Annotated in this window: 18 protein-coding genes and 3 pseudogenes; 17 read left to right on the top strand and 4 right to left on the bottom strand. The window is 46.0% G+C overall.

Annotated features, from left to right (window positions below):
* Nucleotides 1-205: pseudogene (locus G358_RS32460) on the top strand (group II intron reverse transcriptase/maturase); the annotation flags it as partial.
* Between the two features lie 78 nt (nucleotides 206-283).
* Here G358_RS32460 and G358_RS0118355 read toward each other — a convergent pair.
* Complete coding sequence (locus tag G358_RS0118355) at nucleotides 284-1195, bottom strand: SDR family oxidoreductase (protein ID WP_019638710.1); 912 nt, start codon at nucleotides 1193-1195, stop codon at nucleotides 284-286.
* 279 nt (nucleotides 1196-1474) lie between these two features.
* Between G358_RS0118355 and G358_RS0118360 the strand changes: the two genes are divergently transcribed.
* The 14 genes from G358_RS0118360 (at nucleotide 1475) to G358_RS34035 (ending at nucleotide 21291) form a co-directional block, all read left to right on the top strand.
* Nucleotides 1475-1957: a nucleoside deaminase gene (locus tag G358_RS0118360; RefSeq protein ID WP_019638711.1), complete on the top strand. Its 483-nt coding sequence runs from the start codon at nucleotides 1475-1477 to the stop codon at nucleotides 1955-1957.
* 296 nt (nucleotides 1958-2253) lie between these two features.
* Complete coding sequence (locus G358_RS34425; protein ID WP_019638713.1) at nucleotides 2254-2700, top strand: hypothetical protein; 447 nt, start codon at nucleotides 2254-2256, stop codon at nucleotides 2698-2700.
* 9 nt (nucleotides 2701-2709) lie between these two features.
* Nucleotides 2710-4938, top strand: a complete 2229-nt coding sequence (locus G358_RS31340; RefSeq protein WP_338042710.1) for a winged helix-turn-helix domain-containing protein — start codon at nucleotides 2710-2712, stop codon at nucleotides 4936-4938.
* 95 nt (nucleotides 4939-5033) lie between these two features.
* Nucleotides 5034-5963, top strand: a complete 930-nt coding sequence (locus G358_RS0118375; RefSeq protein ID WP_019638715.1) for an NAD(P)-dependent alcohol dehydrogenase — start codon at nucleotides 5034-5036, stop codon at nucleotides 5961-5963.
* A 739-nt stretch (nucleotides 5964-6702) separates the two neighbouring features.
* Nucleotides 6703-7533 carry a BglG family transcription antiterminator LicT gene (licT, locus tag G358_RS0118385; protein WP_019638716.1) on the top strand — a complete coding sequence of 277 codons (831 nt, stop codon included), beginning with the start codon at nucleotides 6703-6705 and terminating at the stop codon, nucleotides 7531-7533.
* Nucleotides 7534-7650: 117 nt separating this feature from the next.
* Complete coding sequence (locus G358_RS0118390; RefSeq protein ID WP_019638717.1) at nucleotides 7651-9549, top strand: beta-glucoside-specific PTS transporter subunit IIABC; 1899 nt, start codon at nucleotides 7651-7653, stop codon at nucleotides 9547-9549.
* 222 nt (nucleotides 9550-9771) lie between these two features.
* Nucleotides 9772-11202, top strand: a complete 1431-nt coding sequence (locus tag G358_RS0118395) for an alpha/beta hydrolase family protein (protein ID WP_019638718.1) — start codon at nucleotides 9772-9774, stop codon at nucleotides 11200-11202.
* A 25-nt stretch (nucleotides 11203-11227) separates the two neighbouring features.
* Nucleotides 11228-11902 carry a response regulator transcription factor gene (locus tag G358_RS0118400; RefSeq protein ID WP_019638719.1) on the top strand — a complete coding sequence of 225 codons (675 nt, stop codon included), beginning with the start codon at nucleotides 11228-11230 and terminating at the stop codon, nucleotides 11900-11902.
* Nucleotides 11895-13202, top strand: coding sequence for a sensor histidine kinase (locus tag G358_RS30445; protein ID WP_019638720.1), 1308 nt, complete (start codon nucleotides 11895-11897; stop codon nucleotides 13200-13202). The genes G358_RS0118400 and G358_RS30445 overlap by 8 nt, the downstream gene beginning before the upstream one ends.
* A gap of 339 nt (nucleotides 13203-13541) precedes the next feature.
* A complete protein-coding gene (locus G358_RS0118410; RefSeq protein ID WP_240480063.1) occupies nucleotides 13542-15776 on the top strand; it encodes a helix-turn-helix domain-containing protein in 2235 nt (744 codons plus the stop codon).
* A gap of 116 nt (nucleotides 15777-15892) precedes the next feature.
* Nucleotides 15893-17452, top strand: coding sequence for an extracellular solute-binding protein (locus tag G358_RS0118415; protein WP_240480065.1), 1560 nt, complete (start codon nucleotides 15893-15895; stop codon nucleotides 17450-17452).
* Between the two features lie 131 nt (nucleotides 17453-17583).
* Entirely contained in the window at nucleotides 17584-19131 is a 1548-nt protein-coding gene (locus tag G358_RS0118420; protein WP_019638723.1) for a hypothetical protein, read from the top strand.
* A complete protein-coding gene (locus G358_RS0118425; RefSeq protein WP_019638724.1) occupies nucleotides 19128-21062 on the top strand; it encodes a TOMM precursor leader peptide-binding protein in 1935 nt (644 codons plus the stop codon). Before G358_RS0118420 ends, G358_RS0118425 begins: the two co-directional genes overlap by 4 nt.
* Nucleotides 21063-21174: 112 nt before the next feature.
* The gene (locus tag G358_RS34035; protein WP_019638725.1) at nucleotides 21175-21291 is read left to right on the top strand and encodes a hypothetical protein; all 117 of its coding nucleotides are present in this window, start codon (nucleotides 21175-21177) and stop codon (nucleotides 21289-21291) included.
* Nucleotides 21292-21443: 152 nt separating this feature from the next.
* Here the strand turns inward: G358_RS34035 and G358_RS0118435 are convergent, their stop codons facing one another.
* Both G358_RS0118435 and G358_RS0118440 read right to left on the bottom strand, forming a co-directional pair.
* On the bottom strand, nucleotides 21444-22079 hold the full coding sequence (locus G358_RS0118435; RefSeq protein ID WP_019638726.1) for a DUF2306 domain-containing protein: 636 nt from the start codon (nucleotides 22077-22079) through the stop codon (nucleotides 21444-21446).
* A gap of 245 nt (nucleotides 22080-22324) precedes the next feature.
* On the bottom strand, nucleotides 22325-23308 hold the full coding sequence (locus G358_RS0118440) for a glycoside hydrolase family 43 protein (protein WP_019638727.1): 984 nt from the start codon (nucleotides 23306-23308) through the stop codon (nucleotides 22325-22327).
* A gap of 122 nt (nucleotides 23309-23430) precedes the next feature.
* Here G358_RS0118440 and G358_RS34040 point away from each other — a divergent pair.
* Nucleotides 23431-23653, top strand: a pseudogene (locus G358_RS34040) (transcriptional regulator); the annotation flags it as partial.
* A gap of 48 nt (nucleotides 23654-23701) precedes the next feature.
* Nucleotides 23702-24643 (top strand): ring-cleaving dioxygenase, encoded by a 942-nt coding sequence (locus G358_RS0118450; RefSeq protein WP_019638728.1) that lies wholly within the window; start codon nucleotides 23702-23704, stop codon nucleotides 24641-24643.
* Nucleotides 24644-24779: 136 nt separating this feature from the next.
* Here G358_RS0118450 and G358_RS31350 read toward each other — a convergent pair.
* A pseudogene (locus tag G358_RS31350) lies at nucleotides 24780-25292 on the bottom strand (PD-(D/E)XK nuclease family transposase).
* Nucleotides 25293-25358 lie beyond the last annotated feature (66 nt).

Raw genomic sequence — 25358 nt, forward strand, 5'->3', positions numbered from 1 at the left:
TCTGTGGAAACAGTGGAAACGGGTACGTACCCGAATCCGTGAACTGAGGGCCCTTGGAGTCCCGGAGTGGGCCTGCTATGTCATGGGAAACTCCCGCCGCGGTGCTTGGGAAATGTCCAGAAACACAAATAACGCCCTCCCGACTTCCTACTGGGAAACGAAAGGGCTGAAAAGTTTACTTTCTCGTTATCTGGAACTTTGTTAACCTTTTGGAACCGCCGTATGCGGACCCGCATGTACGGTGGTGTGAGAGGACGGGGGTTAGTCGCCCCCTCCTACTCGATTATCGATAACCTGCAACATTTGCTGGTTTGCCAGCATCAACGACCTCAACCAAATAACGCCAGCAATCCGGCCGTGAGCCGTCGAGATCGGTAAACCCGTATACCTTCGCAAGCTCTCCGCTTGAAAGGGATTGTCCATTCCATCGTGCCAGCTCGGGATCTTGAGCAAGAGCAGCAACGGCACGGCCTACAAAACGGGGGGATTCCGAGATGATGAAATGAGGATCCTTGGCCGCTGCGTCTTGCCAATTTTCTTCCTTCACGCCAAAATGCTCGAGCATCATTTCCGATCGAATCCAGCCTGGCGTGAGTGCCACCGCGGTGCATCCATAAGGCTCAATCTCGTGGGCTAGAGCCCACGCCATACGAATAGCGGAGTTTTTAGCCTGATCATAAAACATGGACAATCGGTAATTTTTATTATTGTATTCAGCTATTCCATCAGTCATCTCTATGACCAAGCCATTCTTATTTTTGATTAGGAGTGGGAGCGAAAAATGGCTTGTAATAAGATGTGTATCTATAGCGAGCCGTAACATGTGCAGACCGTTTTCAAGCGAGTGTTTCCACACGGGGACATTGAATTCAATTATCTTTTCGCCCCCCCAAATATCATTGACAAGAATGTCGAGCCGGCCTTGTTCTTGCTCAATACGATCTACCAATGCCTTTACCTGAGCGGGATCCAAATGATCGACTTGAACCGGGATTCCGTGACCGCCTGCCTCGGTGACTAGTTCCGCCGTTTCTTCTATGTTTTCAGGCCGATCGTATTCGGAACGATGGGTACGAGTAGATCTTCCCGTTACATATACCGTCGCGCCCGCTGCTCCTAACTCTACGGCGATGCCGCGGCCGGCTCCCCTTGTAGCCCCAGCTACTAAAGCAATTTTTCCATGCAAACTCGCCATCTCATGGATACCTCCTTTTTTTAGACAACTCCATTATAAATGATAATGGCGACACCTCTTGTCATATATGAAGAAGGTCAGTTTTTCATATTACTCTTACCAGAAGTTTTCCGATGTTATCTCCTTTGCATAAACTGCAAAAAGTTTCAGGAGTATTTCAAATCCATCAACGGCCACAACACAACAGCAGCTTTTATGATAACATGTTCTTATAGACGTGAAACGAGAGTAGGAACATCAGTTAGTTAGGCTCGATAAATTGCTAAGGAGGAGGCTATCTTGATCAACGATACAGATCTGAAGCATTTGCGGCGCTGTATTCAACTTGCAAAGGATGCTCTGGGGGCTGGCGATGAGCCGTTCGGTTCGATTCTAGTCTCATCCGATGGCGAAGTGCTTGCGGAAGACCATAATCACGTCGCCGGCGGAGACCATACCCAGCACCCGGAGTTTGCATTGGCTCGCTGGGCAGCGAATAACCTGACAAAGGAAGAACGGGAGAAAGCAACGGTCTATACGTCTGGCGAACACTGCCCGATGTGCGCTGCAGCCCATGGTTGGGCCGGTTTAGGCCGCATTGTTTATGCGAGTTCATCCAAACAGCTGGTGCAATGGCTGGGTGAGCTTGGGGTTCCCGCATCGCGCGTACGCAATCTTCCCATCCAGGACGTTATTCGTGATACTGTCGTAGACGGTCCTGTACCTGAGCTCGCGGAGGAAGTTCGAGAGCTTCATCGTCAGTTTTACATGAAGAAGCATTGATGTTAGCGTCCATTCTAAGAGGTTGATCCGGTGAGGATTAGCCTCTTTTTTAAACGCTTAGCATGGGCGTCACCTCAGGGGCAAAGTACAGATCTGGGACTGACGGGCGCCCTACCCGCAGCTAAGGGAAAAGTATTCGTCCTGAGGAAGAAATGAAGGAAGCCAATGCTGATTTACCAGCAAAAAGGAATTGCACTATAGCCGTCGAATTTAAAATTTAATACATAATACCACGCCCATGGACGGGGACGGCGCTCATGGATCCTCACCCATGACGGCGTAGAATGGTGGTCATCATGTCTACCCCAATTTTATCTACTAAGCTATTTCCCCTGGTATCGCGATCCAAAGTCGTGCTTCGCCCTCGATTGGCCGAGCGTCTTAACGCAGGGCTGCATCGTAAGCTGACCCTCGTTGCTGCGGGTGCGGGTTATGGTAAAACGACCCTTATCAGCGAATGGTTAAGGCACTGCTCTCAGCCCGCCGCTTGGTTATCACTAGAAGAGAAGGATCATGACCCCGCTCGATTTCTGACCTACTTCATCGCCGCTTTACAAACCATTTCTGAAAATTTTGGAGTAAGTCTACTTGGTATGCTCCAATCCTCACAACCACCGCCCATCGAATCGACGATAAAGGCGTTGCTTAATGAAATCACTGCTATTCCATATCCATTCGTACTCGTCCTGGACGATTATCACGTTTTGGATTCCCTAACGATAGATCATGCCATGGTCATATGACTTGACCAAATGCCTCCGCAAATGCACATAATCCTTATCACGCGTGAGGATCCGCGTCTGCCATTGGCTCGATTACGCGTCAGAAATCAATTGACTGAGGTGCGCGCTTCTGACTTGCGTTTCACCCTTGCCGAAGCAGCCGATTTTCTGGGACAGGTCATGGAATTAAAACTTTCATCCGAAAACATCGCTCTGATTGAATCTCGAACGGAAGGCTGGATCGCCGGCCTGCAGCTAGCCGCATTGTCCATGCAAGGGCATCATGATCCCGACAGTTTTATTAAATCTTTCACTGGCAACCACAGATACATCGTGGACTTTCTGGTGGACGAAGTGCTGCAGCAGCAGCCTTTAAGCATCCAAACATTCCTGCTGAGCACATCGATTCTTGATCGGTTGTGCGGCCCTCTTTGTGATGCCGTTTTGGGCAATGAAGCTAGGGAACAACATGCGCCTTCTACTTCCGGGCAAGAAATGTTGGAATATCTTGAACGCGCCAACCTATTTGTCGTCCCCCTAGACAACGAGAAGCGTTGGTATCGTTATCACCATCTCTTTGCTGAATTGCTTCGAAATCGGTTATCTCGGGACATCCATTTGAATCTTGCTGCTGATGTGAGGGGAGTTCCTGATTTGTATATTCGTGCCAGTATGTGGCATGAAGACAATGGCTTGGAGATGGAAGCCTTTCAGTACGCAGCTGCGGCTAAGGATACCGACCGTGCCGCCCGCCTGATGGAAGGAAAAGGGATGCCGCTGCTGTTTCGCGGAGCAGCAGCTCCTGTTATGAAATGGCTGGATTCATTGCAGGATAAGGAATTTAATGCGAGGCCTTCACTATGGGTAATGTATGCTTCAGCGCTATTGCTGTCAGGTCAGATGAATGGTGTCGAGCAGAAACTGCATGCCGTAGAGACAGCTGTAATAGAACTCGAGCAGGACAGCGTAACCAAAGATCTTATCGGACATATTGCCTGTATTCGGGCCACATTGGCGGTTAGCAATCATCAGGCGGATAAGATCATTGCCGAGTCTCTTCGTGCATTAGAATACCTGCACCCTGACAACCTGCCTGTCCGAACATCTACCGTTTGGTCGATGGGATATGCGTACCAGCTTCAGGGAAATCGTGCCGCTGCCGGCAAAGCCTACGCCGAAGCTTTATCGCTCAGTCAGAATATCGGACATGTCATGATTACGATCATGTCGACGCTAGGTCTAGGGAACATACAGGAAGCGGAGAATCTGCTCTATATGGCGGCTGAAACCTACAATCGTGTTCTAAAAGTGGCAACAGATTCGCCTATGCTGGTTACTTGCGAGGCAAATCTGGGTTTAGCCCGGATCCATTACGAATGGAACAACTTGGATGCAGCTATGCTGTACGGACAACGCAGTATCCAACTGGCCAAGCAGTTTGAGAACATGGACAGAGTTATTGCAGGAGAGATTTTTCTAGCAAAAATAAGGATAGGGCGGGGCGAGGGCACGGCAGCAATGCTGGATCAGGCAGAGCATATAGCCCGCCAGCATCACTTCATGAATCACATTCCAAAAATTGCTGAGGTACAAGTACAATTGTTACTTCAGCAAGGCCATCTACGACTAGCTGGGCATCTTGCAAAGAAGTATAAGCTTGATTTCTGTCAGGCTCGGGTTCATCTGGCACAGGGGGATGCTACCTCTTCAATTGCGGTGCTCCAACCCCTAGGAGAACAGATGGAGGCGAAGGGGTTAAAAGATGAACGTCTGAAGGTATTAATTCTTCAAGCGATAGCTTTGGATTTACAGGCGGAAACTTTTGAAGCGGTACAAATCATTATTGAGGTACTAATCATGGCAGAGCCAGGCGGTTTTATCCGGATATTTATGGACGAGGGCCTGCCCATGTGGAAATTGCTCTGTGAAGCAGCGAATCAAGTGAAAATGACGACCTATTTGAACAAGCTGTTGGCCGAATTTAAAACAGAGGCGGAGAAACGCGAATCGAATTATAATCAGGGCAAAGCACATTCTAATAAACTCTTGATTGAGCCACTGAGTGAGCGAGAATTGGAAGTACTGTATTTAATCGCACAAGGCCATTCCAATTTGGAGATTAGCAAGAAACTCTTTATTGCATTGGCTACAGTTAAAGGACATAACCGCATGATCTTTGACAAGCTACAGGTGAAACGACGCACCGAAGCTGTTGCTCGCGCCCGCGAGCTGGGCCTGTTAAGTAACTTGCAATATTAAATATCTGTTGTAAAAACCATACTTAAGTAGCTATATCCCGTAACGGTATTGTAGATATACTGATAGCATATTTTATTCGTCAATGGAGGAAACCCATGAAGGCAATGATATGCACAAAATATGGTTCACCGGATGTTCTGATGCTCAAAGAAGTTTCTATTCCCACCCCGAAGGACAATGAAGTACTGGTCAAGGTGCATGCGTCAACCGTAACTGCAGGAGACATCCGGGTTCGAACATTTAACAGCCCTGTTCTGCTGTGGATTCCTATGCGGATCGTCTTAGGATTCACAAAACCTAGAAATCCGATATTGGGCGTGGAGTTAGCTGGGGAAATTGTATCAATAGGCAAAAAAGTGAAGCGATTTAAGAAGGGGGATCAGATATTTGCACTAACCGGAATGAAACTTGGTGCGCACGCCGAATATACGTGTATATCGGAAAATGGATTAATGACTATCAAACCGGTCAATGTGTCCTATGAGGAAGCCGCTTCAGTGCTCTATGGGGCAACGACTGCATTATATTTTCTTAGAAAGGGAAACATCCAAGAAGGAAAAAAAGTATTGATTTATGGTGCATCCGGGACAGTGGGTACCTTTGCGGTACAGCTGGCTAAGCAGTTTGGAGCTGAGGTTACCGGGGTAAGCAGTACAGCAAATTTAGAAATGGTTCAAGCTTTGGGGGCTGATCAGGTCATTGATTACACGAAAGAGGATTTTATAAATCGAGGAAATACTTACGATATCATCTTTGATGCAGTTGGCAAAAAATCAAAATCAAATTGCAAGCAGGCACTAGCTTCCAACGGGTCATACGTGACGGTCGATGGGCAAGGAATAGCAAAGGTACTTATGAATGATATAAACTACCTTGCAGATCTTTTGGAACGAAGAAAGATTCATTCAGTCATCGATCGATATTATTCCATAGAAGAACTTGCGGAGGCTCATAGATATGTCGAAGAAGGACATAAGAAAGGCAATGTTGTCATCAAGGTAACACACGATGAAAGTCGATGTTGAAGCAGCAACGTTATCCACTCAACCACGCCCATTGGGCGTTTTTTTTTCAATTTCCAATAAACCGCACATAACGGTCATTCTGACCACCCACGATATGGACGATATTGATCAAATTTGCCGTCGTGTGATTACGATCGAGAAGGGGGAGAGATCTTCGACGGTTCGCTTGATTTCTTTAAGCATACCTATAGTGTGGGTCATCGGCTGACTGTAAATTTTAAAAATAACTATAGCATAATCCATAATCCAAGGTTAAAAGTGCTGGATTCGCAAGCAAACAGCATCACTGTCCTCTTTAAAAAAGAAGAAATCAGCGTCACAGAATGTCTCGCGATAATGTCGAAAATTGGAGAAATTGAGGATATCAAAATTAAGGAGCCTGATATGGAGGAAGCTGTTGAAAATTTCTTACCGTAGAAAGTATGTAAATAATTTTAAAGAAAGCGCATACTTTCCGCTTGCCAAAATACGGAATCAATGGTAATCTGACTTTGGGATTGTTACTGAAAAGGCAAAACCCAGGACATGTAAAGTACATGTTTTGGGTTTTGCCTTTTTTTGTAACCGCAGTCCTGCAGCTGCTTAGTTCGTTGAAAAAAGATTAAACGATGAAGTAAGGGATGTGATGGCTGAAGTCGAATAACAACGGTTCATGTCATTCGGTTCCGTCAGATATTTTTCATCCAGCGTCTAAGTCCTATAGTTTGTAAATGAATTCGGGATGAAGGGGGGCAGTTGGATGATCATAAAAAAAATTATTAACAATAACGTCATTGTAGCTAAGAATGCGCAAAAGCAAGAGCTTGTCGTTATGGGCTGCGGAGTTGCCTTTAAACAGAGCATCGGAGGCCAAGTGGATGAAAACCTAGTCGAAAAGGTGTTCATCCTCAAGCAAAAGGACGCCTCCGAAAAGTTCAAATTGCTTCTGGAGGATGTTCCTTCCGATTATGTCTCGTTATGCTACGACATTATCGAGTACGCCAAAAATATGCTGGAAGTTGCTTTGAGTGATTATATTTATGTCACGCTGACCGACCATATCAACAATACACTCCAAATGTTCGATGAGGGCATCAAGAACAGCAACCCGTTGATTTGGGAAATTAAAAAATTTTACCCGAAGGAATTCCGGATCGGCCTAAAGGCGCTAGAATTTATCGAGGATAGTGTCAGCAAGCAATTGTCTGAGGATGAGGCAGCGAATATCGCCCTTCATTTAATCAACGCTCAAGTAAACAGCTCCTACCAACGGGTAGCGGATGTCGCAGAGCAAGCCTTAAAGATTCAGGATATATTAAATATTATTAAATATACCTATAACATTACGCTGGATGAGGAATCGATCAGCTATGAGAGATTCATTACCCATTTGAGATTTTTCTTTCAACGGCTGAAGAAAAGGCAAAAAACGCTGTTAGAGGATGATTTTCTACTAAAGCAGGTTAAAGTAAAATACAAAAAGGCTTATCAATGTATGCTGAAAATCGAAAAATATTTAAACACCCCGTTGTCCGACGAGGAAAAGCTCTATTTAACGATTCATGTTCATCGGGTGACGCAAAGGAATTGAATAAAATCATTGGATTGTTACTGGTAAAGCAGGCAAGACCGTGATAGATGGTACTTATAAAGTACCGGTCTATCGGTCTTGCCTATTTTTGTAGATGAAAAATAGGAGGAGACAAAGATGAAGTATGAGCAGCTCGCTAAGGACATTATCAAACACGTTGGTGGCAAAGAAAACGTAAGCAGCTTAACCCACTGTATTACACGCCTGCGATTCAAATTGAAGGATGAAAGCAAAGCCAATACGGATGCGTTGAAGAGCATGGACGGTGTGGTTACCGTTGTACAGAGCGGGGGGCAGTATCAAGTTGTGATAGGCAACCATGTGCCTGAGGTATATGCAGAGGTCGCCGCAATCGGCGGTTTTCAAGCGGCGTCTGAAGATGTACCGGATGAAAAGGTAGGCTTATTCAATAAGTTTATCGACACAATTTCCGGCGTGTTTACACCTATTCTTGGCGTGTTGTGCGCCACAGGGATGATTAAGGGTTTTACGGCACTGTTCCTGGCCCTTGGATGGCTCTCCGATGCGTCAGGAACTTATCAAATATTAAATGCGATCGGAGACTGCTTATTCTACTTCTTCCCGGTATTCCTGGGATATACCTCGGCCAAGAAGTTTAAAGCGAATACATTCATGGGGATGGCGATCGGGGCAACGTTGGTTTACCCAACGTTTTCAAGCATTATGTCCTCGGGTGAGCCGCTATACACCTTATTTAGCGGTACGATTATCGAGTCGCCGGTGTACTTAACCTTCTTGGGAGTTCCGGTCATTCTGATGACGTACTCATCCAGTGTTATCCCGATTATTTTGTCTACCTATGTAGGAGCTAAAATTGAGAATTTCTTCAGAAAGGTCATTCCGAGCGTAGTTCGTACATTTCTGGTTCCTTTCTGTACCTTACTAGTGACTCTTCCGCTTGCGCTCATTATTATCGGGCCGGTTGCGACTTGGGCTGGTCAGCTGCTGGGTGCGGCAACCTTGTTTATCTTTAACTTGAGTCCGGTCATTACAGGCATACTGATGGGAGCTTTCTGGCAAGTGTTCGTCATCTTCGGTCTGCATTGGGGCTTTGTGCCAATTGCGATCAACAACATAACCGTGCTTAAATCGGATCCGATCCTGGCGGGAATGTTCGGAGCTTCCTTTGCGCAAACCGGTGTCGTTCTTGCTATTTTATTGAAAACGAAAAGCACGAAATTGAAATCGCTTTCCATTCCGGCTTTTATCTCGGGAGTTTTCGGTGTAACGGAGCCGGCGATTTACGGGATTACATTGCCGCGGAAAAAACCGTTCGTATTAAGCTGTATCGCTGCTGCTATCGGCGGCGGTATCATTGGCCTCATGGGTACCAAGGGATATATGATCGGCGGGTTAGGCATTTTTGGAATACCCACTTATATTAGTCCGGAAGGCATGGATCGCGGATTTTACGGAGCCATTATCGGAATCATTGTCAGCTTTGTACTAGGCTTCGTGCTGATGTATTTTGGCGGATTTAAGGATGATGAGGTGCAGGAAGATAACAGCAATAAAGCTGACAAGCCGGAGACTTTGGTTAAACAAGAGACCGTAATTAGTCCATTAAAGGGCGATATTATCGCTTTGAATGAAGTGAAGGATGAAGCATTCTCAACGGGGGCGCTGGGTAAAGGCATTGCGATAGAACCCAAGGAGGGCAAAGTATACGCTCCAGTGGACGGGGTACTTACTTCATTGTTTAAATCGGGTCATGCCATAGGCATTACGAGTAAACATGGCGTTGAAGTACTCATTCATGTAGGCAAGGACACGGTTAAATTAAAGGGCAAATATTTTACGCCTAAGGTAAGTCAAGGGGACGTTGTCAAAAAAGGCGATTTGATTATGGAATTTGATATGGAGGCGATCAAGGCCGAAGGCTTTATTCTTACCACCCCAGTCATCGTATCCAACTCAAATAATTATTTGGATGTCATCGAGACCGAGAAGAAGAGCATTAATTACAAGGAAGATTTGTTGACTGTAGTTATTTAATTTAATCGATCTAGGAACGAGAACCGTTAATGGTTGCGGAGAACGGCCTAGGTGCGGTGGATACTGTAGAAGCGGACGGTTCAATTCACGAGATAATCGCATTGAGTACCTTAAATAGCACATCAAAGAAAATTATTAAAAGTTAGTCCCGCTGCCCATCTCATTCATCCAATGTTCATATTTGGCTGTTAACCTCCTCTTATGTGAAAGGGGAGGTTTCTGATGAAATGGTTTGAGATGGGGATGGCTCTGATCGTACTGGTCACTATTTTCGGATACATATCAGGCGTATTAGTCAAGGGAAAAAGAATGTTAATTGTGATGGGACCAGGTGTTGTGATCTTTGGATTGCATGTTCTGCTGGAAGGCTATAGGGTGCAAATGATACTGTTCTATTTTCTTTTTGCGGTAATATACTTATGTTTCATATTGTGGGCCTTATTTAGAAAAACGATTGAAATGCATGGAAGACCGAAGATATGGAAACGAATTACCGCGGGAAGCCTGGGAACGGTAGTGCTGGCAGGTGCGTTTTTGATTCCTCTTTATGTGCTGCCGTTAGTTGTTCTGCCGAATCCAACTGGCCCTTACGGAGTAGGGGTGACTAACTATCAGTGGGTCGATGACCGGCGTTTGGAGACGTTGACGAGTACAGAAAACGATCAACGGGAGGTTATGGCCCGTGTATGGTATCCGGCCAAAATTAATGGCCGTGCGCAGCCAGCTCCCTACGCACACTCTGTAAAGCAGTTGAAGTCATTAAGTGAAGGCCAGCCATTGTATGTGAAAGCAATCATAGATTGTATTAAAAATGTGACGACGCATTCCTATCTGCAGCTGCCTGTCTCATCAGCCAAGGCCGAGTACCCTGTTCTTATTTTGTCTCCGGGCTTTGGAGCATCTAATTTCATGTACACGAGTATGACGGAAAATTTGGCGAGCCACGGATACATTGTAATCGCAATTGAGCATCCATACTATACAGAAATCCCGACGTTGTTTCCGGATGGACGGGTCACCAAAGAAAAAGTAGTCACCAATGAACATTCGTCAGTTTGGGACAGCATGGAGGAACATATGCAACTGTGGGTGGAGGATGTTAAGTTTGTCCTCGACAGATTGTATGATCTGAATAAAAAAGATCCTCAGCATATATTAACCGGAATGATGGATCTCCATCGGCTGGGTATGCTCGGCCATTCATTTGGGGGCGCGGCTGCAGCACAGGTTATGCACCAGGATTCGCGGGTGCTGGCAGGGGTAAACATGGACGGATTTCCATATGGCGCAAGGATAAATGACGGCTTGTCCTACCCGTTTTTATATATACAAACGACATATAGCGATGATTTTGCAAAAATGAAGCTTTCAGAGACAGATTGGCCTGATCCTAGTCCATATTCAGGACTCGACGCAAAGGAGGAATACATCAAAGACGCAGCTGAGCTGGTTCAAAGAAAGGAAGGAATTTTGAAAAATGGCGGGACCGAATGGGTTGTTCCCGGCGCTGATCATATGAGCTTCTCCGACGTAACGCTGTATTCTCCTTTATTAGGCAAGCGGGACCTGACTTTACTTGCGAAAGTGAATGAACAATTGGTGCAGTTTTTCGATGAGCATGTTAAAGATAAATATGTTAAGTTAGTGGAATAAGCTTGAAATGGCAGAGGAGAAGCGGATGATAAAAATATTGGTAGCGGACGACGATCCTCTCATTCGCGAACTGGTCAGACTTGCATTGCGGCCAGATGATTACGACATTCTGGAAGCGGACAATGGGAAAGAAGCCATCGCCGCCATTCGCGAAGAGAGACTCGAGCTTGTCATCGTGGACATTATGATGCCAGGCAAGGATGGGCTTGAAGTATGCCGCGAAATCAAACGGTACTATGATATCCCAGTGCTCATGCTGACTGCAAAGGGAGCGAATATCGACAAAATATCGGGATTTCAGGCGGGAACGGATGATTACGTGGTCAAGCCTTTTGATCCAAAGGAACTGAGTTACAGGGTAAAGGCGCTTTTGCGGAGATATCGGTTTGACCGGGGATATTCTGTTCAAGTCGGTGAGTTATATATGAATACCGAGAGACATGTATCCGTAGACGGGAAAGAAGTATCTTTACCCCCTAAAGAGTTTGAAGTCTTGTATCGGCTGGCCTCCCAGCCAAATCGTACTTTAACCCGAGAGCAAATCATTGAGCGTGTGTGGGGCAATGACTTTGAGGGGGATGAACGGACGGTAGACGTACACGTGAAACGGCTTAGGGAGAGGTTCGCTGCGCTGACAGACAGCTTTGAAATCGTGACCGTCCGGGGTCTCGGATACAGGTTAGAGGTGAAGCATGTTTAGAACTCTCTATATTCGAATTGTCTTCTATTATCTTGCTGCAGTACTCATCGGAGTTATAATCGCTTGGGCTGCAGCAATCTTTATTTTTCAAGATTCCTCCGAACACTATACAGAAAAGGAACTTACAAGAAAAGGCCAGCAGCTTATTCAATTGTACAGTCAAACCAAACCGGAGGATAAGCAGGCATTTCTGGAAAGTGCTGCTCAGCTGTCAGCGGTTAGATTGAAAGTCACTGCTCCAGACTCTAAAGAGATTCAATTGTTTAATTGGCCTGACGAAGATAATTTCTGTGATTGTGACATTTCGGTCCAAATACAATGGGAGCTGGACGAGGGTATTTACCAGATTGAGCTTGCACAAGCGGCATCCAGCGAATCCTCGGGATTAGCGGAAATCGGACTAATACTAGTTATCGTCCTGCTGGTGGGCGGGATTGTTATTTTATTTTTTGCGAGGCGCTTGGTTACCCCGATCCAGATCGTAACCGCGGCGGCTAAGCAGCTGGCAACCGGTGATTTTAAGGTGAGTTTGCCCGAAAATCAGCGCGACGAAATGGGGACATTGTCCAAAGCTATAAATCATATGGCTGCAGAATTGGGTCAATTGGACCGCGAGCGGCAGGAGTTCGTTGCTAACGTCTCTCATGAGTTCCAGTCACCGCTTACGTTAATTAAAGGCTTTTCGGCGATGCTTCTCGAGGGATCGCTTATAGAATCAGAGCGCTTGAGATCCCTTCGGATTATTATGCAGGAGAGCGAGCGCCTATCGCGGCTGAGCGACAATTTACTCCGCTTGGCTTCGCTTGAATCAGAGAGCTATGTGATAGCGCCGGTCAATTTCGATTTAGCAGAACAAATCCGGCGCACGATTCTCACTTTTGAGCCGCTTTGGTCGGAAAAGCAGCTGGAAGTGGAGATGAAAGGAGTTCGAACGATAGTTTATGCGGATGAAGAACTTCTAAATCAAGTATGGATCAATTTGATGTCGAATGCTATTAAGTTCACACCCTCCGGCGGGAAAATTGTTGTCAATCTGCAGTCGGACTTGGACGATAAGGAAACGGTAATCTCTTTTTATGATAATGGCCTTCCTATCACCGTTGAGGATGAAGAGAGGATATTCAGCCGTTTTTTCAAAGCGGATCGGGCAAGAGATCGAACTATGGAAGGCAGTGGCCTAGGCTTATCCATCGTACAGAAAATTATAGATATTCATCAAGGCAGCATTCATATTAGTTCAGAGGAGGGAGATGGAAAGGCATTTGTCGTAAAAATTCCTATCATGAGCGCAGCCGTTTAATGATTTCCAGTCAAGTTGGTAGATCTGCTGATCAGCAGGTCTATTTTTGTTACATCCTTCTTTTTATAAAAAAATTTCGCTCATCACGATGGATTGGATTGAAATGCTGTCTGCACTATACAATGAGCCATAGACAGTTTAGAAATTGCTGATCAGTTTCAAATTGTAGATCGCGGCTGTTGCATTATTGTCAGTTGAATCATTAAATTGCATACCGAAAGTGAGGGATAGATTCGATATAATGTAAATTTGATAACTAAAAGAATAACTAAAAGAAAAGGGACTTGGGGGCATGGATTTATGTGGCGAAGCCGATTTAAATTCAGGAAAAGCATAACGTTGAAATGGATTATTTCTTATGCAGTCATTTTGCTGATTCCACTTATTGTAAGCGCTATAGTATATATGCAAACGACTCAAATCGTCGAATATGAAATCCAGCGTGCCAACAGCGCGATGCTGAAGCAAGTCAAATATATCGTGGATAGCGAGCTTAAGCAGGCCGAGAAGCTGGCAGCGCAGCTCTCCATTCATACCGATGTGCTGAAGTTTTTGGAGCTGGATAATGAAACAGAGGCTGCCCAATCTTATACCATTTATAAAACCGGTCAAGAATTAAACAAATATAAATCGGCTAACGATTTTATCAGCGGCATTTACATTTATTCAAGCAAACTGGACAAGATGCTGACCAGCGAAACATATGCGGAAAGCGAATTGTTCTATTCGATGATGCATAAGTCCAACACCTATACTTATGAGCAGTGGCTGCAGGATCTGCACAATCAGCAGCTAAAAAAATATCAATGGATGCCGATTGTGGAGTCCGGAAAATCCGCAAACACTGCGGTGTTTATGGAGTCTCTTTCCAGGAAAGCCGCAGGCGTCCGGCACGGAACACTCATATTACCCTTGAATAGAAACAAGATTCAGCATTTACTGGAAAACGTCGACTGGGTAAATAAAGGCGAGGTATACATTGTTGACGACAACGACCGGATATTGTTTCAAAATCGGGATGGCAAGGGCATTGCAGGCTCCAGTCTTCAATTGATAAACGATAAAGAGAATATGGTAACCTATGTGGAATCGGACACTACAAAATGGCGGTATGTAAGCGTGTTTCCGACAGATGTGTTTTGGGAAAAAGCCAGGGAAATTCATAAACTAAATTTACTCGGCTTGCTTATTTGCTGTTTGATTGGCGGGGGTGTAATTACATACTTTGCCCGCAAAAACTATGATCCGATTCAACAATTGGTAAATATATTCCCCAATGTGAAAATGGAGCGGAAAGGAGAAACGGATGAATATACGTTTATCCGTGAGAGTGTGCTGGCCACATTGCAGGAACGGGATGATATGAACAACAGCCAGATGCAGCAGCTTCGGGTGCTGCAAAGTTACTATTTATCGAAGCTGCTGAAGGGACAGACAGAACAGGCAATGTCCGTGAAGGAGGCGGCCAAAATCCATCGGATGGAATGGTTGTCGGAGCATTTCGCTGTCCTGCTTTTTTATATGAATCCGAACCAGGAGACGGAACTTCCGTTGAACCTCTCTCATTTTATTGTTTCCAACATTGTAAAGGATTTGATAGGCCGGCAGCATAACGTTCTGTTTACAGAAATGGATGGATTATTAGCAGCGATAGTTAATATTCATCCAGAACGTCTGGAGGCTTGGCAGGAGGATATGGAGGCAGCGGTTTCCAAAGCGCATGAATTCATCGAGCAGCGGTATCGGCTTTCCTTTGCCGTATCCGGCAGCGATATGTACTCTTCATTAGAGGGAATTCACCCCGCTTTTTTACAGGCGCTTGAGGCTCAGGAATATCGGCTTATTCTCGAGGAGAACACCTTTGTCTGGTACGGGGATATTAAGCCTGACGATACTGTTTATGCTTATTCTATTAATGAAGAGTTAATCTTGATCAATTTAATAAAGAGCGGTGATTTTCAGAAGGCGTCTGAAATGGTCGATAGTATGATTACGCATATATTCAGCCACCAGGCTTCTATTGAGATGGTCAAATGCTTGTTGATCGATTTGGCGAGCACGATGATAAAAGTAGTTCCCCAGGAAACTCATAAAACAACGCTCTGGGAAGAGCGCCGCCCGGTAAAGCGCCTCTTGGCCTGTTCTTCGCGCGCTGAATTCAGGCAAGAGCTGCTAGAAATACTGTCGACCGTCTGTGAGCTGGTTAATGCCAAGCTGCTGATGGCTTCCTCATCCAGAGTAGCAGAGCAGGTCGCTGAATTTGTCGAAACGCACTATGCTGATGTTAATCTCAGCGTATCCATGATCGGGACGCACTTTGGCTTCACTCCACAGTACGTATCCAAGCTGTTCAAAGAGTATGCTGGAGGAGGACTGCATGATTATATCAGCCAGACGCGGATCAAAGAAGCAAAGCGCCTGCTGGAACAAGGCGCATCGATAGATGAGACCGCGCTTCATGCCGGTTTTTTAAGCAGCAGTGCTTTTATTCGTGTGTTTAAGAAATATGAAGGCATAACGCCAGGCCGGTATAAATCGATCCATTCGCCATTAAGAAATAACGATAGGGCTTAAATGGTCTATCGTCCTTTTTTACATGATCAGCGTGTTTCAATTGTGTTGATGATATATTGAATGGAGGTCAGATGGGGACGATGAAATTTATAAAGAGCAAGTTTACGAGGATAATCATGGTTTTGCTTTCGGCAGCTTTGCTTGCTGCGGGCTGTGATGGCGCGAATAGCGTTTTAAACAATAGCGAAACGGCCCCTGAGCCGGTCTCCAATGAGAAGACAGCGGAATTTACCTATCCTATGCCCGGAAATATTGAGCTGACGTTCATGAACGAGTCGTTAACGGGGATTCCGGAAATAGCGCCGATCGATGAGGAGTACGAGAAGAGAACGGGTATTTCAATTAAGCATCTAGGCGGCACACCGATGACCGACCAGAAGTTCAGCCTATTGCTTGCTACTGGCGAATTACCGGATATTTTCCTCAATACATGGCTGCAGTATCCAGGAGGGCCGGAAAAGGCGGTAGAGCAGGGCTACATTTTAAAACTCAATGATTATATCGATAAATACGCGCCTAATTTAAAACGAACGCTGGAAGAGAACCCGGATATCGATAAGATGATCAAAACGGACAACGGCACTTATTACGCGTTCCCATTCATCCGATCAGAGGCAGGACGTGTCTATGGCGGCCCAATTATTCGCAAGGATTGGCTGGACGAGCTGGGCCTGGAAATTCCGGAAACGATCGATGAATGGTATACCGTTCTGAAAGCGTTTAAGGAGAAAAAGAACGCGGCCGCCCCCGTCACTTTCCGAACGCTGTTTCTAGGGGAGCGGACAGGAGGTTTCGCCGGTGCATTCGGCGTAATGGGAAATTATTACGTCAACGATGGCAAGGTGGTCTATGGATACTTGGAGCCGGAGTATAAAGAGTATCTTAAAACGATGAACCAGTGGTATAAGGAAGGGTTAATCGACAAGGATTTTGCTGCCATCGATGCAGTAACTGTTGATAAGAAAATGAGCTCCTCCGTCAGTGGGGCAACGTTCGGGTGGCAGTTCTATATTGAGAAATACAATGCGGCTGCCCAGGAAACAGATCCAAACGCCAGTTATGTGGCAGCGCCTTATCCGACGCGGGTGAAGGGAACCAAGCCTGAATTTGGCCAGCTTGACAATGCTTATGCAGGAACAAGTTCGGCCGCGATTTCCGCTAAATCCGAACATATCGAAGCCGCCATGCGCTGGCTTGATTACGCCTATTCCGAGGAAGGCAGCATGCTGAACAGTTTCGGTATCGAGGGCGTTACGTACGAGATTCAAAATGGCACACCAGTATATACGGACCTGGTTGTCAACAATCCTGAAGGCCTTAGCAGCGATCAGGTGATGATGCAGTATTCTCATGGAACGAACTTCCCGATGATACAGCGAGACAATAACTTGCCGGCAAAGTATTCGCAAACGGCGGAAGCTTTGGACATTTGGAGAAATACGAATCATGAGCAGCATCTTCTGCCTGCGATTACGCCAACTGCAGAGGAAGCGGATGAAATGGCCAGCATTATGAATGACATTAATGCATTGGTCAAAGAAGCGGAATTAAAAATTATTCTTGGGAACGAACCTGTAGAGGCCTATGATAAGTACGTCGAGCAAATGAAAGATTTGGGTATTGAACGCGCATTGGAAATCCAACAAGCTGCGTATGAAAGATATTTGAATCGATAAGGGAGAGAAGTCATAGAACAAGGGATGACGACATATCTTTAAAATGAATTTTGTCGTTCGGGAGAACTGTGGACCCATTAGCTTGATCGTTGTTTTAAGGTACAAAAAAGTTGGGGAGGGAGTCGTGCAGGATGTTCTGTCAAGAAGAGGGCGCGCTCGCAGTCGGATCTGGCCCAATCCTGCTCTCACTGGTTGAATCCTGGTACGAGGCAGGCTTATCCAAGCTGACGGTACGTATAACGAACGGGCAGGCAACAGACGTCGTAGAGCTGAGGAAGTTCTTGGAGCAGTACTCTCACTGCAGCGACTCAGCGGCTCCGCTAAATGTGCTTAACGTCACAGAATACGAGGATTCGGACTGGAGGCTGCTCGTTAGACCTTTTTCATTTATTTTGTATGTTTCGCAGAATGGCGAAATCGAGGAGCTTCGCAAGCTTCAACGTGCTTGTATTGCCGAAAGGAAACAGATGCTCCCGGCTATTGTCATCAGAGGCAGGGGGATAATTGGCCCGCTGCTTCTTGCTGACGGAGAAGGCCGATGGGAATCGGCATGGCGGCGCATCCACGCGTCCGTCTTCCCGGACAACCGGGATCCTCTGTTTTTAGACACTGCGGCCGCAGGCCTTTTGTCGAACTTAGTAGTGCATGAATGGCAGCAAGCTGTGAAAGGTGAAAAGGAGCCGGATTGCAAAAATCATTGTTTTATTCTGGATCCGGTCACGCTGACTGGCGGCTGGCATTCGATACTCCCTCACCCTCTCGTGTCCGGCTTTGATAGGGCATCCCGTGTGGACGATCAGGAGTTTAGCTTGGAATTGACAGATGGACGGGAAAAGGAGCACGAGAAGGAATGGTTTTCAGCATTCCGCCGATTGACTTCAACCGTAACAGGGATTTTTCATGCATGGGGGGAGGCGAGCCTCATTCAGCTTCCGCTGGCCCAGTGTCTTGTTCAACCTGTTGACCCATATCCGGAGGGACCTGCGCAGCTGCTGCCAGCTATCGTATGCAGTGGACTGACCCATGAAGAGGCGCGGCGGGAGTCTGGATTAAGGGGGATTGAAGCGTATGCAGCCCGTTTGATATCGACGCAGTTTTCCGGACTGCCTTCGAAACTGCAGGATAGCATCGAAGCCGGGGCAGGGTGCACAGGTATCGAAGCGGCGTGGCGTGGGCTTAGAGCTTGTTTGGCTAAACAATTCAACAAACGAACGGAGTTTCAGAAACCCGTTGTTTCGCTTGCTCCAAGCGCACAAATTGAAGATTCCCGCTGCCGGTATTATTTGAAGGCTTTAAGCAACAAAGATGACAAGCCTCTAATTGCACCCGGTGAGCCTTTGCTTGGTTTTCCGGTCGTATGGGTTTATTCAAATTCCTCCTGGTATGGCAGCGCAGATTTTAGTTTTACGCATGCGCTTCGTCAATCCCTGCAGAAGGCGTTGAATCAGTCTGAAGGCGCTGCCGTTTCCGATGTAGTTTGGAGCGATCACGACATGCTGGAGATGATGATACCCGCTAGTGATTCGATAGGTGACAGATCCTTGCTGCTGTCGGCCCTGAATACATTAAAGCAGCATCATAAACGACTTGAAGTATTTGATATGAAGAGTGAATCATTCCTCGGCAAAGGTCCGTTTCTTGTGTATGGAGTCATGATTGGAGAGGAGGAAGCCTCTTGAATACTGTCGTGATCATGGGGGAGGGAGCACTTGCAGATACCGTATGTAAACGTTTGTCCGGGTATAATATAATCCGCAGAATGGATTTCAGTGAAGAGATCCCAGACGGAGATATCGTACTGGTAATTCAGGAGCATGACAACTCTGCCTTTTTTCATGAAGCACAGCATGCACTGCTCCCCCGCGGCATCCCCTGGTTAGGTGCTTATGTAGCATTAGGAGAAGGAATAGTGGGGCCGTTGAACCGTCCGGGGATGGCCGGATGCTTCCAGTGCGCCGAAACACGGCTTTCTTTAGCGGGAAGCAATCGCAAAGAGGTCGAGGAGATGCTGCTACAGCTCGTATCACCTGATTATGTCCCCGATTATTCGTTTGAAATATCTCCGGCGGCAATTAATTATATAGCCCATATTATCGCTTCAGAAACAACTAAGGTACTTCGAGGCGATATTGCAAATACGGAAGGGCACGTCCATGTAATTCAATTAAGTGACTTGTGCAGCTCTATCCATTATGTTCTGCCGGATGGGACTTGTCCGGTATGCGGAGGATTGCCCGATGATTCGCCCGAAGCCGCGGAAATATCGCTAACGGCCTGCCTCAAACTAAATGACAGTTACCGCTGCCGTTCGATGGGTGAACTGCAGGCGGTTCTGGTTAAGGATTACTGGGACGAACGTACCGGAATATTTAATGACAAGCAGTTGGATCTGCTATCCCCCTTCGCAGGTGTGGCCATAAATCTTCCTTTAGGTTATTACAATGAGGTAACGGGGGGGCGTTCGCATTCTTATACGGATAGCGAGCTTGCAGCTATATTGGAGGGATTGGAACGGTATTGCGGAGTAACTCCCCGAGGCAAACGAACAATTGTGTACGACAGTTACTCCCGTCTTAAGGCGGATGCGATAGATCCGTCAAATGTAGGCTTTCATGCGAAGGAGCAGTACGAACAGCCGGATTTTCCGTTTATGCCGTTTGATCCGGATTCCGAAATGGAATGGGTTTGGGGCTATTCTTTTCTGCAGAAGCGTCCAGTTCTGGTTCCCCAATTGCTGGCTTATTACAGTTTGGGTGCCGGAGGGGGTTTTGTATATGAAACCTCCAACGGATGCGCGTTAGGAGGAAGCCTAGAGGAGGCTATTTTGTATGGCATATTCGAGGTAGTAGAGCGGGATTCCTTTCTGTTGACCTGGTATGCCCGGCTGCCGGTACCGCGGCTTGATCCCAGCTCAGCAGGAGATCCAGAGCTGGAAATGATGATTGATCGTTTGCAGGCTGTCACAGGATTTGAGCTGCATTTGTTCAATACGACGATGGAAAATGGAATTCCAAGCGTATGGGCATTGGGTAAGGGACGAAAAGGGCATGGGGTGAATCTGATCTGTGCTGCAGGAGCTCATCTTGATCCGGTCCGGGCGGCTAAGAGCGCCATTCACGAGCTGTCAGGGATGATCCCGATGGCTGAAAAACGTTTTAGGGAGCGAAGACAGGAAGCCAGAGCTATGTTGGATGATTCGCTGCTTGTACAGCAAATGGAAGATCATTCTCTGCTCTATAGCTTGCCGGAGGCGGAGGAACGGCTGCAGTTTTTATTGGACGAACGGCGCCCTGTCCGAACTTTTGCTGAAGAGTTTCGCGATGTACCGGCAAATGAAGATTTAACGGATGATTTGAAGCAGCTTATTCAAGGGTTCAGCAGGCTTAAGATGGATGTCGTTGTTGTAGACCAATCATCTAGCGAGACGCTTCAAAACGGGTTGCGTTGCGTGAAAGTGCTTATACCTGGAATGCTGCCTATGACGTTTGGGCATCATCTTACCCGTTTGACCGGATTAAACAGAGTGTTGGAAGTACCGATGAAGCTGGGGTATGTCAATCAAGGCCTTACGCCACAGGAGCTTAATCCTTATCCACATCCGTTCCCATAGGCAATGACCCAAGTAAACGGATGTATATATGCGGATTTTTCTCTAAGAGTCCAATCCTTCATTTCCATACATTCATACAATTTAACATATACGGCGAAAGGGGGATGTGGCGATGGGAGAAATAGGTGGAATCGGCAGCTGTAGCTGTGCTCATATTTTTACTAGCACGGGCGTAATCCTCGTTCTGTTCATTCTGTTGGTTATTGTATCTCGTGCATTTATTTACTAATTACACAGCGCAATCTATAAACTTTCGCCCCATGCACTCGAGAGGTTGAGGCAGTGTAAAATAAATGCATCCAAGAAAGCTGATGTTCTAGTTTGCCAGAGCCTGAGCGGAAATGCCGCTTGGGCTTCTTTATTATTTAATTTAGCAGCAGATTAAAATTTATCAAACAAACTCTTCTTGCGGGCCAATATCAGCGACGGTAAAACAAGCAGCAGCGTGAACGAGCCGTATACTCCATAAATGTAGCTGGTCTCATAAGTAATTCCAAATGCATTATGGGATATAAAGGTAATCAGGTGAATGAACAAATTCGTAAAACAGAAGGCATAGCTGCGGAACATCCAGTTCCGGTGGCGAATCATGTTTCTCTTCTTGATATGATACAGCGCGATGAACGTCATGGCAGGCCATAGGATATTCAGTAGATTGAAGGGGATGCTGGCCAGTTTCCCGCCCGTTGCGTATGGAGCCATATAACCCGACGTAATAACGACAATAATCAAGGAGACGATATAGATATAGCCGTTGACTTTATGAAATTTGCGAAAGCGGTTGAAGACGTAGCTAGAAAAATTTACGATGCCCGATCCCATGGCCAAACAGGCAAACATGACGTGGACATACATGACATTGAGCCAAACGGGAATTTGGAGAGGCCGCTTAAGATTTGTTTTGTGTCCTAAAAAGCTGGCCGCTTGCGGATCGTGAACAAAATTGTAATAGATGACGTAAATGATAAAGGAAAATGTGATGATCAAGAGAAGATACAGGGAATTCTTTTTCAGCATTTTAAAATATCCTCACAACAGATTCTCATTTTTAGAGACCGTACAGTACGGTCTTTTTTGGTATAGTAATGTTATAAATAGGTGAAGAAAAGGATGATTTTGGCGCGTGGGCGAGAAGACAACACTGTATATTATTATGAAATCCGCCGGCAGGGTGCATCAGGCACAATTTAACAATAGTAATCATAGGGAACCGTACTGCGCCAATGAAAGTTTGGCCGCACGGTCCCGTTCCGTTTCCTGTCTTAGTTGTTATAAGGGTCAATCGTTTGGATTGTCCCATCTTCGTTATATTTCAGTTCCGTGAATTTTACGCTCCGCTTGTTGTCAGCACCCCCGGATAAAGAGCAGTCATGGTAGAATAGATACCACTTATCCTTGAATTGCACGATGGAATGGTGGGTTGTCCAGCCTAGTACAGGCGTCAGAATGGTCCCTTTGTAAACGTAGGGACCCATTGGATTTTTGCTCATAGCGTATACGATTTTGTGCGTAGAACCGGTTGAATAGGACAGGTAGTAGTATCCGTTATGTTTATGAACCCACGGACCTTCGAAAAATCTTCTATCCTCATCGCCGGCAAGCAGCGGATTGCCTTCCTCATCCACGATGGATATTTCCACAGGCGTCTCTTTGAAAGTCAGCATATCCTCGCTCAACTCAGCCACTCTTGGGCCAAGCGCAGGCGCGTTTGCAGCGGGTCCTTCCGCGTCCGGTTTGAAGCTGCCGGTTTGCCATTTCTCCAACTGTCCGCCCCACAGTCCGCCGAAATAAATATACGCCTTATCATCCTCATCAACGAGAACGGCAGGATCGATGCTGTAGCTTCCAGGCATATAATCCGGCTGCGGCGTGAATGGACCGGCTGGCGAAGAGCTCGTAGCTACGCCGAGTCTGAAGATGCCGTCATGATCCCTGGCAGGGAAGAACAAATAGTATGTATTGTTCTTATAGGCGGCATCGGGAGCCCATAACTGCTGCCTGGCCCATGGAATATCGCGAAGATGCAGCACTTCGCCGTGGTCGACGCAAGGAGAGTTTACATCCTCCATAGATAGAACGTGGTAATCCTCCATATCGTACTGGTCGCCGTTGTCATTGGATTCCATTTCATGATCGAGGTCATGAGACGGGTAGATATACAATTTGCCCTCGAATACGTGGGCTGAAGGGTCTGCGGTATAAATGTGGGTAACTAAAGGCTCGTTCTGCTTTACAGGTTTCGTCATAAAATATCCTCCTTGGTTACGTTCCTGAAAAATGTTACTGCTTGCCTTTATTTTATCAGAATGCAAGGAGTAGTAGACCGAAAAATGTTTTGTTTTTCACCTAAAAACTATATTATTTTCGGAAGGAAGGTATATCGTGCGTGCGCAAGCAGGATTGGAAGACAAATACGATTAGCCTTACAGTGAAAGCCGAAGCTATTTTGCAACAAGTAATGCCTGAGCAGCTTGCCTTTCAAACGTCATCTCTTTTGACGATGTATTAAGCGAAGAGGAATAAAAGACACTATATACATTAATGATGCGTGTACACAACATAGCCCAAAAAAAGAATTGCCGCCGGAATAATTTTTTTACACCATCACTTCTTTAGCCAAGTTAAAAGGAGGAATTGCGATGTATACCATTCCAGGACATCATCATATTTCAATGATTACAAAGAACGCCCAAATCAATAATCAATTTTATCGGCAAGTATTGGGGCTGCGCAGAGTGAAGAAAACCGTCAATCAGGATGATCCCAGCATGTACCATCTCTTTTATGGGGATTTAACTGGCAGTCCCGGAACAGAGCTGTCGTTTTTTGAAATGCCCAATGCAGGAACGACAGTTCGCGGTACAAATGCGATTACTCGAATCGGTTTGCTTGTTCCGTCTTATGAAAGTTTGATTTTCTGGAAAAACCGCTTTGAGTTATGGAGTGTAGAACATGGTGAAATTACGAAATATGCGGGCAGGGATGCTTTGCATTTTAAAGACCCGGAAGGGCTGCGGTTGCTTCTATTAAATAATGACGGCGCTGAAGTCCCTGAAAATTGGTCGGCTTGGGCAGGCTCGAATGTCGAGCAGAAGCATCGTATTTTAGGCATGGGTACAGTGGAAATAACGGTGCGTAATCTGGAAAGGTTAGCGAAAGTCTTAAGGGACATGTTCGGTTATACAGAAGTGTCTCGTTCCAATGAAGAAGCCATTTATCAATCTGTTGCCGTAGAGGCATTTGGAGAGATTATCATTAAACAAAAAGAAGGACCTCGTGAACGACCAGGAAGAGGAAGCATTCATCATTTAGCAATACGGGTAAAGAACGAGGAAGAATTGCGTTATTGGGACAAGAGGGTTAAAGAGCATGGCTTTCACTCCACAGGAATTGTGGATCGTTATTACTTCCAAAGCTTATATTTCCGTGATCTGAACAGTATTTTATTTGAAATCGCGACAGACGGCCCGGGATTCACTGCAGATTCGACGGTTGAGGAGCTTGGTCAAGCCTTGGATCTGCCTCCATTCTTAGAAGCACGACGTGCAGAAATTGAAGCGAAATTGGCGCCGATTGATTAATGATAGATTCGGATAGCAGAATAGTAATGGAGAGCTAGCTGGCTAAGCTACAGGCATTGCGTGGGAATAGCTTTCCACAGCAGTAAATCGCCATACCTTTATCGCAAAGAGGTGTGGCGATTATTTATCTTGCTCTTCATTTCTCCGACTTTAACGAATCAACCTCGGCTTCGGACAGGCCGCTTGCTTTGGCGATAACAGCAACCTCAAGTCCGAGGGCTAACATATTTTTTGCTATTTCGATGGCCTTGCTGCGTTCTCCTTCAACTCGCCCTTCAACTCGTCCCTCATCTCGACCTTTAGCTATACCTTTGGCTCGGCCTTCCTTCAGTCCTTTTTCGGTAGCCCATTCAATCATGGAAGCCTCATCGAGCAAATATTTCTGCCGTTCTTCTTACAGGCGGCGAGCTTCCCGGTCAAGACTTAAAAACTCCAGCGTGTCCATCGCTTTCTTCAGTGTCGGTTCATTCATCTTCAGCTCTTTGTAGGTTTGACCTTGGTGCAACTGGCTTGAGTATCGTTTGCTCCAATAGTATAGTGTGCGTTTTTCTATGTCATATTTATTAAAAAGCTGCATTTCAATGTTAATCAGATTGCCATCCGTCGATCTGGCCCAAATATCGAAGATATTATAACATGATTTGTATATGTGTTTGTAAGCTTGTAAGAAGCAGGAATATCCGAATTTCGGGCTAATTGCGTTCCTTGAAAAAAC

Origin of the sequence: Paenibacillus fonticola DSM 21315 (assembly GCF_000381905.1) — a bacterium.
Taxonomy (GTDB): Bacteria; Bacillota; Bacilli; order Paenibacillales; family Paenibacillaceae; genus Fontibacillus; species Fontibacillus fonticola.